Consider the following 15,844-nt stretch of genomic DNA (forward strand, 5'->3'; position numbering starts at 1 on the left):
CGCTGACATAGCGACGCACGACCTCGAGCTTGAACTCGAAGGTGAACGACCGTCTGTCCGGCTTGTCCATCAGCGCTCCCGCGCTCCACAACCTCCAACGATCGTGCAAGCGTCGCACCGCCGCCGCGGACACCTCCAACCGGGTCGCGACAGCATCTCTGCCATACCCGGCCTCGAACAACGCAACAGCGGACTCCCGCTGCTGCTCAGACAACGAACTCTGTGGACGCAACGAACCACTCCCCGGAGAGTCGGAACTGGATTCCCAGTCCAACTTCCGGGGAGCGGTTCACTGAATCCGGGCCCTTTCACCTATTCACTCTCACAGGTTCGCCACCACGAAGGTCTTGCCCTCGGCGTTCTCCACGGCGATCGACTTCACCTTGTCCGGTGCGACGCTCACCATGCCGCTCACCTTGGAGCCCTCCGCCTTCTGCTTCTCGGTCGTGGTCCAGGCGAACGCCTCGGTCTTCGAGCCGTCCGTGCCGATCACGACGAGCCTGCACCTCTGCGCGGACGGCAGCCCGTCGACGTCGGCCGTCACCAGGTAGCGGTCCTGCGACGACGGCGCGATCTGCGCGACCATCCTGATCTCACCCGTCGTCGCCTCGCCCGTGCGGGTCGAGGCGATGCTCGTGCCCGGTCCCCCGTTGTTCTGCATGAACACGGCAGCACCCCCGAACGCGACCGCCGCGGCCACTGCCGCGGCGGCGAGATATCCCGGCCAGCGCCGGGGTCTGGCGTGCTGTGGTTCCGGACGTTCCTCCACCGGCCGCGGACTCGCTCTCGGGCCGGGGTCGGCCGCCCGCGGCTGCGGGATGACCGACTCCTGCCTGATCTGCCGCAGCGTGCGCTGCAACAGCAAGTCCGACGGCTTGGGTAAGTCGTCGTCGAGCTCGTGCAGGAACGCCTCACGAGGCAGCTCGTCGAGCGCCGCGCGTATCAGGTGGAAGTCGGCGACCTGCGCACGGCAGGACGGGCAGCTCCTCAGATGCTGCTCCACGCCGCGACTCTCGTGCGCGTCCAGAACGCCGAGCGCGTAGCAGCCAAGGGTGACCGCGTCGTGCCCGCCAGCTGTCATACGACCTCCTCGTCGTCCCGATTTGCCCCCGCGGCGAAACGGTGTCAACAAGGAAAACGGCCGGATACGAGTACTCGGTTCAGCTCGGGAACGTGATTCAATCCGTTTGGCGATAACAATGGCATTACGTGACCGCGCGACGACGCCCGCCGTCGGGGCCGAGCTGCGCTTTTCACTCGATCGGCCGACTCAAGTGCCCTTGAACAACTACTGGCACGTCTCCTTGCGAACCAGAGTCCGTTCCTCGGCCTCGATGAACACGCGCAGGCCGTCCAGGACGCGGGCCAGGCCGAACTCGAACTCGTCGAGAGGGCGTTCGTAGCCTCCGGCGTGCCAGATGCGGGTCGTCATGGGCAGCCGCTCGGGCGTGAAGTGCCGCCACAGCGCCTCCCTGCCGTTCCACCACTCGTCCTCGGAGACGCCGGTCTCGCGCTCGGCCTGGACGCGGTCCGCCATCGTCCTGCCGACGCCGTCGACGAACTGGCTGACCGTCGTCACCACGGCGACGATCTCCTCCGCGCTCAGCCCCAGCCCGGACACCACCGCGAAGGCGGCGTCCTGGCGCGTCATCGCCTGCGGGCCCGGCATCCGGCGCGACGTCGTCAGCTGCAGCATCCACGGGTGCGCGCGGTACATGGCCCACATCTGCCGCGCGAAGAACTCGAGCCCCTCACGCCACGGCCCCCGCGGGGTGTGCTCGGTCTCGCCCCACACCGCGTCCACCATCAGGTCGAGCAGCTCGGACTTGCCGGGCACGTGCCGGTAGAGGGACATGGCCGTGTTGCCGAGCGTCTCGGCGACCCGGCGCATGGTGAGCGCGTCGACGCCCTCGGCGTCGGCGACCTTGATCGCCGCCTCGACCACGCGCGCCTGGCTCAGCGCCGCCCTGGGTCCCCTCGTCGCCTCGGCCGGCGGTTCCCACAGCAGGCGGACGCTCCGGTCCCGGTCGATCTTCACCCAGCCCCCTTCACACGCTCCCTTGCTGTGAATCCTAGAACCGTGTACAACGTACACCTCGTTTACTTTGTACACAGTTACGCCACGGGGGTGAAGTCGTGGGACACGCGGTGCTCGCGGAGGGACTGCGCAAGAGATACGGCGACAAGTGGGCGCTGGACGGGTTCGACCTGGCCGTGCCCGCGGGAACGGTGTGCGGGCTGCTCGGCCCGAACGGCGCGGGCAAGACGACGGCGGTGCGCATCCTGGCCACGCTGCTGCGCCTGGACGGTGGCCGCGCCGAGGTGGCGGGCCTCGACGTGGCGCGGCAGGCGGCGGCGGTGCGGCGGCACGTCGCGTTGAACGGCCAGCAGTCCACGGTCGACGACGTGCTGACCGGCCGGGAGAACCTGGTGATGTGGGGCAGGCTCTACCACCTGTCCAAGCGTGAAGCGGCGGCACGGGCCGACGAGCTGCTGGAGCAGTTCGGGCTGACCGACGCGGCGGACAAGCGCGCCAAGCACTACTCGGGCGGCATGCGGCGGCGTCTGGACCTCGCGTCGAGCTTCGTCATGCGGCCGTCCGTGCTGTTCCTCGACGAGCCGACGACCGGCCTCGACCCGCGCAACCGCGGCGAGGTCTGGCGGGAGGTCAGGCGGGTCGTCGCGGAGGGCACGACGGTGCTGCTCACCACGCAGTACCTCGACGAGGCCGACCAGCTCGCCGACCAGGTCGTCGTGCTCGACACCGGCCGGGTGGCCGCGCAGGGCACGCCGGAGCAGCTCAAGTCGAAGCTCGGCGGCGACCGGATCGAGGTCGTCGTCCGCACCCCGGAGGAGCTGCCGGTCGTGCGGGACGTGCTCGGGCCGGGCGCCGAGGTCGACGACGACGCGTTCCGGGTGAGCGCGGCGGTGGCGGACCGGGTCGCGGCGCTGACGCGGGTGACGTCGGCGCTGGCCGCGAAGGGGGTGGACGCCGAGGACATCGCGCTGCGGCGGCCGACGCTGGACGAGGTCTTCCTGGCCATCACCGGGCACAAGACCGGCCGGGACAACGTCAGGGCGGAGGTGCGGGCATGAGGTACGCCGTCATCGACTCGTGGGTCGTCGCGAAGCGGGACCTGGTCCACTGGCTGCGCGAGCCGGTCAGGGTGGTCGCGAACCTCGCCTACCCGGTCATCTCGGTGCTGATCTTCGGCCTGGTCTTCGGCAGCGCCATGAACGTCTTCGGCGGCGGCGAGTACATCGAGTTCCTGCTGCCCGGCATGTTCGGCCAGACCATCGCGTTCGGGGTCGGCACGACGCTGCTGATGGTGTCGATGGACGCCGACAGGGGCGTGACGGACCGGTTCCGGGCCTCCCCCATGTCCCAGACGGGCGTGGTGGCCGGGCGCAGCATCGCGGACCTGGTGAACTCGTCGCTGGAGCTGCTGGTGCTCGCGCTGTGCGGGCTGGCGATGGGCTGGTCGTTCCACGACGGGCCGCTCAACGCGCTGGTGGCGTTCGCGTTGCTGCTGTGGCTGCGGTTCGCGCTGGTGTGGGTCGGCATCTACCTGGGCCTGCTGGTGAAGCCGGAGGCCGCGCAGGCGTCGTGGATGTTCTTGTTCCCGCTGACGATGTTCGCGAACACGTTCGTCTCGCCGGAGCTGATGCCCGGCTGGCTGCGGGTCGTGGCCGAGTGGAACCCGCTGTCGTCCACGGTGGCGGCGGCGCGGGAGCTGTTCGGCAACCCCGGTGTCGGCGGTGACTCGTGGGCCGCGCAGCACTCGCTGCTACTCGCCGTGCTGTGGCCCGCGGTGTTCGTGGCGGTCTTCTGGCCGCTGTCGGTGCTGAAGTACCGCAACCTCAGCCGCTGAGAAGTCGGTCCGGAACTGGTCGGTGAGCCACGCGCAGAGCAGCCGCCGCCAGTTCCGGACCCGGTCCAGCTGGTCGGGCCGCAACGACCGGTCGGCCTCCCACTCCCGCCAGTCGGCGCTCGCGAGCCACGCGACGCAGCCCGCGACCCGGTGCAGCCGCAGGAGGTCCGGGTCCGGCCGGTGGCCGTAGCCGTCCCAGAACTCCGGCGGCAGCCCGGTTCCGTGCAGGTAGAGGTGTTCCTCGAAGGCGGCGAGCTCGTCGAGCGGGTTGCCCAGTCCCGGGTTGTCCCAGTCGATCAGCGTGGCCGAGCCGTCGTCGCCGACGATGACGTTGTGGAGGTTGACGTCGTTGTGCAGCAGGCCGACCCGGTGGATCTTGCGGAACGCCGCGCCGATGTTGTGCCAGACCCGGCCGGGCACCGGCAGGGACTCCGCGAGCGTCCTGCCCTCGACGTACGCCACGAGCACGTCGCCGCGTCCGTTGTGGTCGAGGACCTCGGGTGCTCCCGGCACGACGAACTTCGGCAGGTCGCGGGCCACCTTCGGTTGCCGCAGCACAGCTCTGCGCCCGTCGGCCAGCGTCACGAGGTGCAGGACGTTGGTGAGCCCCTCACCGCGGAGGGGCTCGACGCGGACGGCGGTCCGCAGCAACGGGAACATGGGCCCACGGTCTAACACGGGCGAGGTCAGACCACGGTTAGCGCCAGACCTCGCACCGGTGGTCCACAGGGGACACCGGTTCGGTCGCGAACAACCGGACCCGGTCGCGGGCCCAGCCGGGATCGCCCGTCCGCGCGAACGTCGTCCAGGCCCGCACCATCTCGGCGGAGAGCCGCTGGTGCCGCTCGCCGAGGCGCACGTCGCCGTAGTCGAACAGGAACGGCAGCTCCGAGCCGTGGTAGGCGCCGTACGGGAACTCCGGCAGGCCGGGGAAGACCATCGGCGGTGCGGGGTCGGCGAACTCGTAGCCGAACGCACCGGTCAGCTCGCGCAGTTCCGCGGTCGTGCACGACATGGTCATGTCGGTGAGCGCACTGGCCAGTCGCACCCGTTCGTCGCCACCCCGCGGTGGGTAGGCGGCGATGACCTGTTCCGCCTTGGCCGCACCGAAGAACTGGGTCAGCGCGTACTGGTACCCCGCGGCGTCGAGCGGCGGGAAGAGCGTCGCGATGTACAACGTCAGCTCGTCGCGCGTCGCGCCGGCGAGGACCGGGATCTTGTGGAAGCGGCCTTCGCGGATCGCCGTGACCGGGTTTTCCGGCAGCGCTTCCGTGCCGTACGCGGGTGAGGAGAACCGGGGCGTCAGCGCCTTCACCTGCGCGACCGTCAACTGCCGCAGGCACGCGACGTCCGCGCAGCCCGTCGCCTCGGCACCGGCGCGTTCGACGGCTTCACGAGGGACCCAGGTGTGCTGGACCTGGTTCTCCCCCACCGGGGTGCCGAGCTGGCACGGTCCACTCTGGACGATGGCGCGGTGGAACAGGCCACGAGCCCGTTGCGAGGTCAGCTGCGCGCACACCGACTGGCCGCCCGCGGACACGCCGAACAGCGTGACGTTGCCGGGGTCGCCGCCGAACTGCCGGATGTTGCGCCGCACCCATTCCAGTGCTGCCTGCTGGTCAGCCAGGCCGAACGCGCCCGACCCGGTGAGCTCCGGGTGCCCGAAGAACCCGAACGCGCCGACCCGGTAGTTGAAGGTGACGACGACGGTTCCCGTGCGCACCAGCCGCTCGGGGCCGAAGTCGGAGCCCCTGCCGTTGGTGAAGTTGCCACCGTGCACCCACACCATGACCGGCAGGTTCGCGGCCCGCCGCGGTGTGGAGACGTTGAGGTACAGGCAGTCCTCGCTGTCGCTCGCGGGGTCGCCCAGCGCCGCGTCCTGCGCGCACCGCGGGCCTGGTTCCGTCGCGGGACGGACCCCCTGCCACGGCCGCACGGGCTGCGGGTCGCGCCAGCGGTTCTCGCCGACGGGCGGCGCGGCGAAGGGGATGCCCTGGAAGACGCGCTGGGTGGTGGTCGAGGTTCCCGACACGAGTCCGGTGTCGGTGTGGACGGTAGTTCCCGCGGCGTGTGCGGCGGGGACCACCGTCGCGGCGAGAAGTACTACCGCTACAAGAGATTTGATCGAAAACATGTTGGTGCCAAAACTAGCGACACCGGCAGAGGTTTCACACGGTTGCCTTATTACGAGACAACAACCTCGCCGCCACCGCGGCCGGCAGGTACATCAGCACGCCGTACACCGCGGGCGGGACCGCCATCGTCTCGTCGTTCAGCACGGTGAGCGCCAGCGTGATCGCGATCGTGGCGTTGTGGATGCCGATCTCCATCGCGCTCGCGATCGCCTGGCCGCGCTCGACGTTGAACGCCTTCGGCACGTAGTAGCCGATCAGCAGGCTGAGGGTGCTGAGCAGCAACGCCACCGGCCCGAGCGTCGCGATGTTGTCGACCAGCTGCTGGTACGCCTGCACGACCGCGGCGATGATCACCAGGACCAGCACGACGACCGACGCGATCCGCACCGGGTCGTTCATCCGCAGCGCCCACGCCTCGAACTTCCTGCGCACCACCATGCCGAGCACGACGGGGACGAGCACGATCGCGAACACCTGGACGAACTTCGCGGGCTGCAACCCGACCTGGGCCTCGTCGGCCATGAAGTGCGCCATGCTGAGGCCCACCACGACCGGCAGCGTGAAGACGGCGAGCACCGAGTTGATCGCCGTCAGCGTGATGTTGAGCGCCACGTCCCCACCGGCGAGGTGGCTGAAGAGGTTGGCCGACGTGCCGCCCGGCGAGGCGACGAGCAGCATCATGCCGACCGCCAGGACTCCTTTCAGCCCGAACGCGAGCACGAGCCCGAGGCAGATCGCGGGCAGCAGCACCACCTGGCAGACCAGGGCGATGACGGCCGCCTTGGGGAACTTCGCGACCCTGGCGAAGTCGGCGACCGTCAGCGTCAGGCCGAGGCCGAACATGACGAGGGCCAGCGCCAGTGGCAGGAATATCTGGACGACGAGCACGGCGGCCTCCGCGATGTCCGGCTTGTTCGGTTTGATCTGTTCGGAAGATCCTGGCGTTACGCCGGGCCGAACGGAATAGGCCAGCCGGAGGCACCGTCATCGGGTTCCCGGCCGCCAGACGACCACCGCGACCACGAGCACCAGCGCCCCGACGGCGAACGCCGCCCCGAGCACCCACAGCCCGTAGACGGCGAACGCGACGAACTCCGACCCGATCGCGGCCACGGACGTGACGGTCGCACGGGAGTCCGACTCGATGCGGTGCTGCAACTCGGTCTCCACGTGCACCAGCACGAACCGGTAGAGGCCGTAGAACAGTCCCAGCAGGACGATCGCGACCGGCACGGCCAACGCGGCAGCCGCGAGCAGCACCAGCCCGGCGGCGAACAGCACCCAGCCGCGTGACGGCAGCCGTCCGGCCAGCGCCGCACCGGCCGCGCCCGTCAACGGCACGCCGATCGTCGCGAGCGGCACCCACACCGTCGGCACCTGCCAGTCCTGGGCGAGCAGCGTGAAGTACTCCTCGAACGCGTCGATCGCGTACACCAGCGCCACCGCGAGCACCGCACGCCTGACCGGCACCGCCTCGCGCAGACCGGTCCGCAGCGTCGCGAAGTACCCCGGCTCGTCGTCGTCCGAGCCGCGTTCCGGTTCGGGGAAGCGCAACGCGACCAACGACGACGCCAGGCACATCGCCACGGAGATCCAGCCAGCCAACTGATAGCCGCCGAGGGAGAACAACGCCGTCGCCACCACGGCGACCGGAACCTGCGCGACCAGCTCGATGGTGTCGACACGGGCGTTGAGCCGCCCGTACCGTTCCTCGTCGCCGTTGGCCGCCAGACCGTCGTAGAGCAGCGCCTCGAACGCGCCGGACTGCAGCGTGCCGCCCAGTCCCCACAGGACGAACCCGGCGGCGAAGCCCCAGAACGACGGGAACAGCACCCAGGCCGCGTACCCGCACGCCTGCAGCACACCGGAGGCGACCAGCGAGCTGCGCCGCGAGAACCGGTCGGCGATGGCGCCGGAGGGCACCTCGAACACGACCGCGGTGAGCGACCAGACGGCGAGCAGCACCGAGATCTGGGCGTCCGACAGCCCGCTGTCGGCGAAGAGGAGCGCGTACAGCGCGTAGATCGGGACGAGGTGCGAGCACCACGCCCACGCGGTCGCTGTGCGCGAGAGGTCAGTGGAAGATCAATGTCGTCGGCGCATGGGACAAGGGTAAGCCGCCGGCGCCAGCGAATAAACCGGCGCCGACGGCTCAGGAGTGGATCAGAACCCGGCGGTGATCTTCGAGAACGCCAGGTCGCCTTGCTGGATGCCGGAGCAGTGCGCGGCCACCTGGCCGTCGCAGCCGCCGCGGTCGCGGTTGACCGACCAGAAGGCCAGCCGCCCGAGACCGTTCGCCTTCGACCAGTCGCGGATCGCGGTCCAGTCGTCGACGGTGGTCAGCTCGCGGTGGTCGGACAGGCCGTTCATGCCGGAGATGCCGACGTGCTTGAACGCCTCGGCGTCGCTCCAGCCGAAGACCGACTTCAGCTTGTTCTTCAGCCCGGTCGCCGCCGCGATGGTGTCCGTGCGGATGTTCGAGCTGTTGAAGTCGAACGGCATGATCGTGAACACGTCGATGTTCGCGTTCAACGCCTTGGCCTGGTCGATCAGGCGAGCGCCGTAGTAGTTCGGGCCGGTGGTGCCGGTGCCGAACGTGACGATCGTCTGGATGCCGGGGTTGCGCTGCTTGACGATCTTCAGGGCCGTCAGGATGCGGTCCTGGACCACCGCGTTCTCGAACTCGTCGGAGTTCTCGATGTCGATGTCGATCGCCTTCAGCCGGTACGCGTCGATCACCTGCTGGTAGGCGCCGGCGAGCGCCTCCGGCGTCGAGCAGTTCGGGCCGAGCTTGTTGCCGCTCCAGCCGCCGAACGACGGCACGATGTCACCACCGGCCGCGCGGATGGCGTTGATCGTCTGCTCGTCCACGCCACCGGTCAGCGGGCGCGAGCTGTCCCACGAGGGCGTGCAGCCCCCACCGGACAGCACGAACGCCAGCGTGAACCACTTGACGCCCGAGTCGCGCATGACCTGCGTGGCGTTCTGCGGGTTGCCCCAGCCCAGGTACAGGTAGGGCGCGCCGCGACCGGTGCCGGGCACCGGCTGGTTCGACGTCGTGGTGGTCGTGGTCGTGGTGGTCGTCGTCGGCTGCTGGCCGCCGCCGTCGCACGAGCCACCGTTGATCTTGCAGTTCGACGGCGCACCGCCCGAGCCGCGCACGGTGAAGCCGAAGCTCACCGAGCCGCCCACGGGCACGGAACCGTTCCAGGTGCTGCGGACGGTGATGTTCTGCCCGTTCGCGGCGTAGCTGCCGTCCCACAACGACGCGATGCTCTGCCCACCGGGGAGCGTGAACTCGACGGTCCACGACGAGAGGGCGGACCCACCGCTGTTGGAGATGGTGTACTTGGCCTCGTAGCCGCTGCCCCAGTCCGACGTCTTGGTGAACGCCGCCGTCACACCGGTCGCGCCACTCGCGGGAGCGACGGCGAGACCTCCGACCGCGGTCGCCACAGCGACTGCCGCGGCCAGGAACTGCCAGCGGAACTTCTTCATCGCACTCCGTTCACGTGCAGGGGAAACGTGACGGGGTGCACGTTAACTGGTCTATACCAGTCGTTCAAGAGGACGAACCGGACTTCCCTCCCGCCGCGCGTGGGAACGCTCCCACAATCGGTCCACATGGAACGGGGACGCGCGCTGACGACCTAGGGACGTTCCCGATCTTCCAGCAGCCGGAGCAACGCGTAGGTGGTCTGCCGCTGCTCCTCCACCAGCTTCGCCAGCCAGGACCCGAAGTGGAGGAACCCGCCGACCCCGATCAGCCCGAGCCCGAGCACGCCGCCGGAGACGACGTACGGGATCTGCTCCCACACGTAGCCGGTGTGCGCGACTCCCCACCAGGCGAAGAGGATCGCCGCGACACCGGCCGTCATCAGCAGGGTGCCGACGAAGCCGAGCCCGGTGCTCAGCCGTGCGCGGCGCCGGTCCTGGAGGGTCATGGCCTCACCCGCAGGCCGGGGACACCGGTCGGGTGCCCGGAGGGACAGGGCGCGCCGCCCAGCAAAAACGTGCCGAGCGACTTCAGGCCGAACGCCGCGGCCGCCGCCACGCCGAGGCCCGCGACGACCAGCAGCGCCGGTACGCCGGGGAAGCCCAGCAGCGAGCCTGTGCCGGTGCGGGCGTTCGCGACCGGTGCGACGGGCTTGGGCGGCGCCACCCCGGCCACGGGCGGCGAGCCGGGCACCTCCGGCACCGGGGCGACAGCGGCGGGCGGTGGTGGAGCGGCGGGCACGTCCGCGGGCGCTTCGGGCGGGGTCAGCGGCGCAGTGGCGGAGGCGTTGGCCACCGCCTCCGTCGCGCCGACGACGACTTCCAGCTTGCGCAACGGGTTGAGCAACGGCACCAGTTCCTTGGGCAGCAACGGCGCGAGCACGCCGTCGAGGATTCCGCCCAGGCCGAGCTTGGTGCGCAGCACCGACACGTCGACGGTGAGCCTGAGCCCTTCGCCGGTCGAGGTGGCCGAGGTGCCGTCGAGCTCGGTGCCCGCCGTGGGCCAGGTCAGCGTGACTCCAAGCGGTTCCAACGCCTTCAGCAGCCCGTCCGGTGGCGCGTCGGGTGCCGGCACCGGGAACTTCCGGCCCAGCACGGTGATCTCCCCGACGGCGAACGTGCTGGTGCCGCTGCCTTTGACGCCGTCGCTCACGGCGACGGACTCGAACCGGACGCCGGACAGCACGACGAGCCCGGACAGCACGGAGATCGTCTGCGCGGACGAGACCGAGGTGGACCTCGCCTCCGCACCCGACACCGTGCTGACGCTGGACGACGCGAGCCCCTGTGCCGTGAGCAGGAACGGCACCTCCTGTTCGGCACCCGCGAACGACTCGGCTTTCGACGCGCCCGCGGTGGCCTTCATGCCGGACTTCGCCTCGTCGGCGGGGCCGCCGGGGTGGGCGGCGTTGACCTGGACCGGGTACGCGAAGCCGACGAGCTGCGGCAGACCGGTCCCCACGGCCGCGCCCGGCCACAGCGAGCTCGCGACGGACCGCCCGATCGGGCCGGAGCCCAGCTCCGTCCGCGTGTAGGAGAGGTGCGCTTCGCCCTGCGGCTCCGCGGGCACCGGTAGCAGGTCGGTCGTCAGCAGCACCGACACCGAGGTCGCGCTGGCCGAGAGCGTGAACCCGCCGATGTCGTCCGCCCGCGCCGGCGCCGGGGACAGCAGGAGCAGGAGGAGAACGAGCGCGTACCTCATGACGCCCCTCCGAAGTAGACGGTGGCGAGGTCGGAACCGGTGGCGATCTCGCCGTGCGCCATCACCACGACCTGGTCGGCGACGGCGGAGGCGGTCTCGGCGAACTGCTCGACGACCAGCATCGTGACGCCGGACGACGCCAGCTCGGCGACCACCTCGTACAGCTCGGCGACGACCACCGGGGCGAGGCCCATCGACAGCTCGTCGATCACGAGCACGGCCGGGTCGGTGACCAACGCCCGGGAGAACGCGAGCATCTGCTGCTCGCCGCCGGACATCGAACCCGCGAGCTGCCCGCGCCGCGTCCCGAGCTTCGGGAACCGCTCGTAGACCACGGCCGGGTCGCCGCGCATCAGCCGGAGGTTCTCCGCGACCGTGAGGTTGGGGAAGATCGCGCGGCCCTCGGGGATCGTGCAGAGACCGGCGCGGGCCAGTTCGTCCGGTGCGGCGTCGTTGACGTGCACGCCACCGAGGTGGACGTGCCCGCTCGTCGCCCTCAACTGTCCACTCAGGACTTTGACGAGGGTCGACTTGCCCGCGCCGTTCGGGCCGAGCAGCGCGGTGACGGTGCCGCGCGGGACGTTCAGCGAGATCCCGCGCAGCACCTCGATGCGGCCGTAGCCGGCGTGGACGTCGATCAGGTCGATCATCCGAGATACGCCTCCCGGACTCCCTCGTGGGCGCGGACGACGTCCGGTGGGCCCGACACCAGCAGACGGCCCAGGTTCAGCACGTGCACGATGTCGCAGTAGCCCATCACCAGGTCCATGTCGTGCTCGACCAGGACGACGGCGCGGCCTTCCGCGCTCAGCTCGCGCAGCAGCTCACCGAACGCGTCGGTCTCGGCGCGGTCGAGCCCCGATGACGGTTCGTCGAGCAGCAGCACCCGCGGTTCGGTGGCGAGCGCGCGGGCCAGCTCGAGCAGCCGGGCGGCGCCGGTCGGGACGGTGTCGGCCTGGTTCGCCGCGAACCGCGCGATCCCGACCCGGTCCAGCAGCCCTTCGGCCAGGCGCGGCGAGCGCCGGCGGCTTTCCAGCGCCACCACGACGTTCTCCCGGACCGTGAGCGACCCGAAGACCTCCAGCCGCTGGAACGTGCGGGCCACGCCCGCCCTGGACCGCTGGTGCGGGCTCTTCGCGGTGATGTCGGCGCCGTCGAGCAGCACCCGGCCCGCCGACGGCCTGCGCAGGCCGCTGACGACGTCGAACAACGTCGTCTTGCCCGCGCCGTTGGGACCGATCAGCCCGGTGACGCCGGGTTCGGCGGTCAGCGTCACGTCGTCCACCGCGGTCACCTCGCCGAAGCGGACCGTCACCCCTTCGACCTGGACGGTGCTCATGCGCGCCGCCAGGCCCAGGCCCGGAAGAGCCAGCTGACCAAGCCGTTGGGATCACGGGAAAGTCCGGCCGCCGCGACGCCGAGGAGCACCACCGCCACACCCGCGAACGCCGGGAACCCGCTCTGCAACACCGGGAGCAGCATCAGCAGCATCCCGCCGAGCAGCGCGCCGGACACCGACGTCACCCCCGCGATGACCGCGAACAGCAGCAACGGCAGGTTGTTGAACAGCTGGAAGTCGCTCGCCGCCACGGTTTCCCGCAGCTGCGCGAAGAGCCCGCCCGCGAGCCCGGCGATGCCCGCCGACAACGCGAACACGCCGACCCGGACCCAGCGGACGTTCACGCCGAGCGTCGCGCACGCGGCGGAGCTGTCCTTGACCGCGATCATCCGGCGCCCCAGCCGTCCCCGCCGCACGGCCAGCACCCCGATTCCGACCAGCGCGAACACCACCGCCGCCAGCAGCAGCTGCGCGGCAGGCGACTCGACCAGCCGCGGCACCTGCACGCTGCCCCGCACGCCGAACGCGATCGGTGACTGCAGCACCAGCTTGTCCATCAGCTGCGCGAACCCGAGCGTCGCCAGCGCCAGGTACAGGCCGCTGACCCGCAACACGGTCAACGCGATCACCGCACCGACCACGGCGGCCACGAGCGCACCGGCCAGCAACGTGAGCGGCGAGACCGACCCGAACCGCGCCACCGTCACCGCCCCCACGCCGACGAACGTGAACTGCCCGAGCGACACCACCCCGCCGTACCCGGTGAGCAGCACCATCGACAGCACGACGATCCCGAACACCAGTCCCAGCGCGAGCTGCCCCGCCACCACCGGGCCGACCAGCAGCGCGAGCGCCACCGCCACCCCGAGGAACAGCCCGGCACCCACGCCGGTGGCCAGGCCGTTCGGCACCGCCACCCCGCGCGAGCCCCGCACACCACCGATCCTCAACGGCGACTGCGGCATCGCGAGCAACACGACGAACAGCAGCAAAGCCGGGATGGCCGCGCGGAACGCGATCCAGCCCGGCGACGACGGCAGGTACGCGACGGCGTACGACTGCACCAGCCCGAGTCCGAGAGCACCCACGAACGTCCACGGCAGGCTGCGCAGCCGCCCGACGAGCGCCGCCGTGTACGCCGTGATCACCAGCAGCGTCATCGTCACGTAGTCGAGCTGCACGACCGGTGTCAGCAGGATTCCGCCCAGCGCCGCGAGTGCCGACCCGATGGCCCAGCTCAACGCGGACAACCGGTGCGGGCGCGTGCCGTACAGCGACGCCAGCTCCGGCGCGTCCACGCACGCCCGCATCGCGAGCCCGGTGCGCGTCCGGTTCAGCAGCACGTACAGCCCACCCGCCACGAGCACCGCGCAGGCCAGTGTCACCAGGTCGTGCCCGCTGACGTACGACCCTCCGATGTGGACTCCGAGGTGGTCGAGGAACGGCCGCACGGGCCGGGCCTGCGGCGGCCAGACCACCTGTGCCACACCGATCAGGCCGACCAGCACGCCCACGCCCGCCACCAGCGTGACGCCGACCGGCGCGCCCGCGAGCCTGCGCATCACGAACCGTTCGACCAGCAGCCCGAACAACGGCGCGGCGACACCGACGACGAGCAGCGACGCGACCCACTGCGGCAGCCCGCGGTTCTCGGCCAGCTCCCAGTACAGGAACGCCATGACCATGCCGATCGCGCCGTGGCCGACGTTGAACACCTTGGAGGTGCTGTAGGTCAGCACGAGCCCGCCCGCCACCACCGCGTACGCGCCGCCGGTGACGAGGCCGAAGATCGTGTAGGCGAGCAGGGCGGTCATCCGCCGGCCCCCGTGTCGATCAGCGTGCCGCACGAGTAGCCGGACGCGGGCGCGAGCCGCGACCACGCCCCGCCCTTGAGCCGCACCAGGGTCATGCAGGCCGAGGTGCGCTTGCCGCCGACGTCCTGCGGCGCCACCATCCCCTCGGCGGTGAAGTCGTGCACGCCGCGGATCGCGTCGACCATCGCCTTGCGGGTGAGCTGCGGCCCGATCTTCGCCGCGGTCTGCACGAACAACCGTGCGGCGGCCCAGGCGAACATGCCGAAGTAGGAGGGCGCCGCACCGGGCGCGACCCGGCCCAGCCACTGCTTGTACAGCGCCACCTGCGCGTTGTTCTCCTCGAACAGCGCGCCGTTGGTGTAGACGACGGTCCCGTCCACCGCGGCACCGCCCTGCTTGAGGTACTGCGGGTCGTACGCGCTCGGGTCGGTGATGAACGCCTCGGGCGTGAAACCCTGCTGCCGCATGGCCTGCTGCAACCGCACCGCGTACTGCGCCGACCCCATCCAGTAGACGAGCTTGGCGCCGGTCTCCTTGAGCTTCGCCACGTACGGCGCGTAGTTGACGTCGGTGATGTCGATGGCCTGCGAGTACACGAACTTGATGCCGCGTGCCTCCGCCGCCTTCTGCATGCTGCGGGCGTTCTGGGCGCTCGCGTCGGCGTTGAGGTAGAGGTACGCGGCGTTGCCGATCGCTCCGGGGAAGCTCGACTTCACCAGGTCCGGCCCCGCCGACGACACCAGGTTCACGACGTTGGACGCGACGCCGAAGCTGACCGGGGTGCGCTGCCGTTGCGCGGTGACGGTCGAGGCGCGCAGGTCCGGGATGCCGCACCCGGCCGCCGCCGGACCGCCGCCCTGGTCGAACGCCGACATCGACCCGACGAGCGCGAACGCCTGCTCGCACGCCTGGGAGGTGGCCTGCTGGTCACCGCCGCTGTCGGTGCGCGAGTCGAACGAGACGAGCTTGAGCTTGCGTCCGCAGACCGTGCCCTGGGTGGCGTTGAAGTACTCGACGAACGCCTTGGTGGCCTGCTGCGCCGACTGGAAGATGCCGGGGACCGGGCCGCTGATGTCGGAGACGTTGGCGACCGTGATCTCGCCGGCGGTGACGCCCTTGTCCGTGGCGCCACCGGTTCCCTGGCACGCGCCCGCGATGCTGCCGGGCGGGTTCGGCCGCCCGTCCGGCTGCTGCGCGTCGGTCGAACCGGGCTGGGCGGCGGTGCCGTCGGAACCCGGCACCGCGGCGCCGTCCTCCTCCGCGACCACGCCCTGCCCGGTGCCCGTGCCGCCGCGAGGCACGGCCAGTGCGGCGCGTTGCTCGTCGGTGAGCCTGCTCCCGCAGCCCGCGAGCAACGCGCAGATCACCACCACCGGGATCAGCGCGGTCCTGCGACGCATGGGGCCGGACGCTAGGGCACTGCATCAATCCAGCCCAGGGCCGTGACCTGCGTTTTCACCCGCACGGCGGACACATTTTCTAGAACG

At 70.6% G+C, this 15,844-nt stretch carries 15 protein-coding genes; 2 read left to right on the forward strand and 13 right to left on the reverse strand.

Annotated elements, in window-relative coordinates; translation table 11 throughout:
• Positions 1-322: 322 nt before the first annotated feature.
• On the reverse strand, positions 323-1,081 hold the full coding sequence (locus BLT23_RS30885) for an anti-sigma factor family protein (RefSeq protein WP_090055492.1): 759 nt from the start codon (positions 1,079-1,081) through the stop codon (positions 323-325).
• A 207-nt stretch (positions 1,082-1,288) separates the two neighbouring features.
• Positions 1,289-2,038: a TetR/AcrR family transcriptional regulator gene (locus tag BLT23_RS41030; protein WP_176946990.1), complete on the reverse strand. Its 750-nt coding sequence runs from the start codon at positions 2,036-2,038 to the stop codon at positions 1,289-1,291.
• Positions 2,039-2,136: 98 nt separating this feature from the next.
• On the opposite strand from BLT23_RS41030, the gene BLT23_RS30900 reads away from it, so the two are divergent.
• Together BLT23_RS30900 and BLT23_RS30905 are read left to right on the forward strand one after the other, a co-directional pair.
• Positions 2,137-3,096 carry an ATP-binding cassette domain-containing protein gene (locus BLT23_RS30900; protein WP_090055494.1) on the forward strand — a complete coding sequence of 320 codons (960 nt, stop codon included), beginning with the start codon at positions 2,137-2,139 and terminating at the stop codon, positions 3,094-3,096.
• Positions 3,093-3,872 (forward strand): ABC transporter permease, encoded by a 780-nt coding sequence (locus BLT23_RS30905; RefSeq protein WP_090055498.1) that lies wholly within the window; start codon positions 3,093-3,095, stop codon positions 3,870-3,872. The genes BLT23_RS30900 and BLT23_RS30905 overlap by 4 nt, the downstream gene beginning before the upstream one ends.
• Here BLT23_RS30905 and BLT23_RS30910 read toward each other — a convergent pair.
• The 11 genes from BLT23_RS30910 to BLT23_RS30960 form a co-directional block, all read right to left on the reverse strand.
• On the reverse strand, positions 3,789-4,532 hold the full coding sequence (locus tag BLT23_RS30910) for a lipopolysaccharide kinase InaA family protein (protein ID WP_090055521.1): 744 nt from the start codon (positions 4,530-4,532) through the stop codon (positions 3,789-3,791). The genes BLT23_RS30905 and BLT23_RS30910 overlap by 84 nt on opposite strands.
• 37 nt (positions 4,533-4,569) lie before the next feature.
• A complete protein-coding gene (locus tag BLT23_RS30915) occupies positions 4,570-6,006 on the reverse strand; it encodes a carboxylesterase/lipase family protein (protein ID WP_090055524.1) in 1,437 nt (478 codons plus the stop codon).
• A 34-nt stretch (positions 6,007-6,040) separates the two neighbouring features.
• The gene (locus tag BLT23_RS30920) at positions 6,041-6,895 is read right to left on the reverse strand and encodes a bile acid:sodium symporter family protein (protein ID WP_245744362.1); all 855 of its coding nucleotides are present in this window, start codon (positions 6,893-6,895) and stop codon (positions 6,041-6,043) included.
• 96 nt (positions 6,896-6,991) lie between these two features.
• Positions 6,992-8,032, reverse strand: coding sequence for an MFS transporter (locus tag BLT23_RS30925; protein WP_090055526.1), 1,041 nt, complete (start codon positions 8,030-8,032; stop codon positions 6,992-6,994).
• Positions 8,033-8,170: 138 nt separating this feature from the next.
• A complete protein-coding gene (locus BLT23_RS30930) occupies positions 8,171-9,505 on the reverse strand; it encodes a cellulose binding domain-containing protein (protein ID WP_090055530.1) in 1,335 nt (444 codons plus the stop codon).
• A 152-nt stretch (positions 9,506-9,657) separates the two neighbouring features.
• Complete coding sequence (locus BLT23_RS30935; RefSeq protein WP_090055533.1) at positions 9,658-9,951, reverse strand: hypothetical protein; 294 nt, start codon at positions 9,949-9,951, stop codon at positions 9,658-9,660.
• A complete protein-coding gene (locus BLT23_RS30940; protein WP_090055536.1) occupies positions 9,948-11,204 on the reverse strand; it encodes a choice-of-anchor P family protein in 1,257 nt (418 codons plus the stop codon). Before BLT23_RS30940 ends, BLT23_RS30935 begins: the two co-directional genes overlap by 4 nt.
• Positions 11,201-11,854, reverse strand: a complete 654-nt coding sequence (locus BLT23_RS30945) for an ABC transporter ATP-binding protein (RefSeq protein WP_090055539.1) — start codon at positions 11,852-11,854, stop codon at positions 11,201-11,203. Before BLT23_RS30945 ends, BLT23_RS30940 begins: the two co-directional genes overlap by 4 nt.
• On the reverse strand, positions 11,851-12,543 hold the full coding sequence (locus BLT23_RS30950; protein WP_090055541.1) for an ABC transporter ATP-binding protein: 693 nt from the start codon (positions 12,541-12,543) through the stop codon (positions 11,851-11,853). The genes BLT23_RS30945 and BLT23_RS30950 overlap by 4 nt, the downstream gene beginning before the upstream one ends.
• On the reverse strand, positions 12,540-14,357 hold the full coding sequence (locus BLT23_RS30955; protein ID WP_090055544.1) for an ABC transporter permease: 1,818 nt from the start codon (positions 14,355-14,357) through the stop codon (positions 12,540-12,542). Before BLT23_RS30955 ends, BLT23_RS30950 begins: the two co-directional genes overlap by 4 nt.
• Positions 14,354-15,757, reverse strand: a complete 1,404-nt coding sequence (locus BLT23_RS30960; protein WP_090055547.1) for an ABC transporter substrate-binding protein — start codon at positions 15,755-15,757, stop codon at positions 14,354-14,356. The genes BLT23_RS30955 and BLT23_RS30960 overlap by 4 nt, the downstream gene beginning before the upstream one ends.
• Positions 15,758-15,844 lie beyond the last annotated feature (87 nt).

Source organism: Lentzea fradiae (assembly GCF_900100955.1).
GTDB classification, from domain to species: domain Bacteria; phylum Actinomycetota; class Actinomycetes; order Mycobacteriales; family Pseudonocardiaceae; genus Lentzea; species Lentzea fradiae.

Bases quoted from the DNA above. Each gene is read 5' to 3' on its own strand.
- BLT23_RS30960 (WP_090055547.1), bottom strand. From the start codon at position 15,757: ATGCGTCGCAGGACCGCGCTGATCCCGGTGGTGGTGATCTGCGCGTTG.
- BLT23_RS30915 (WP_090055524.1), bottom strand. From the start codon at position 6,006: ATGTTTTCGATCAAATCTCTTGTAGCGGTAGTACTTCTCGCCGCGACG.
- BLT23_RS30910 (WP_090055521.1), bottom strand. From the start codon at position 4,532: ATGTTCCCGTTGCTGCGGACCGCCGTCCGCGTCGAGCCCCTCCGCGGT.
- BLT23_RS30940 (WP_090055536.1), bottom strand. From the start codon at position 11,204: ATGAGGTACGCGCTCGTTCTCCTCCTGCTCCTGCTGTCCCCGGCGCCG.
- BLT23_RS30905 (WP_090055498.1), top strand. From the start codon at position 3,093: ATGAGGTACGCCGTCATCGACTCGTGGGTCGTCGCGAAGCGGGACCTG.
- BLT23_RS30955 (WP_090055544.1), bottom strand. From the start codon at position 14,357: ATGACCGCCCTGCTCGCCTACACGATCTTCGGCCTCGTCACCGGCGGC.
- BLT23_RS30885 (WP_090055492.1), bottom strand. From the start codon at position 1,081: ATGACAGCTGGCGGGCACGACGCGGTCACCCTTGGCTGCTACGCGCTC.
- BLT23_RS30945 (WP_090055539.1), bottom strand. From the start codon at position 11,854: ATGATCGACCTGATCGACGTCCACGCCGGCTACGGCCGCATCGAGGTG.
- BLT23_RS30930 (WP_090055530.1), bottom strand. From the start codon at position 9,505: ATGAAGAAGTTCCGCTGGCAGTTCCTGGCCGCGGCAGTCGCTGTGGCG.
- BLT23_RS30935 (WP_090055533.1), bottom strand. From the start codon at position 9,951: ATGACCCTCCAGGACCGGCGCCGCGCACGGCTGAGCACCGGGCTCGGC.
- BLT23_RS30950 (WP_090055541.1), bottom strand. From the start codon at position 12,543: ATGAGCACCGTCCAGGTCGAAGGGGTGACGGTCCGCTTCGGCGAGGTG.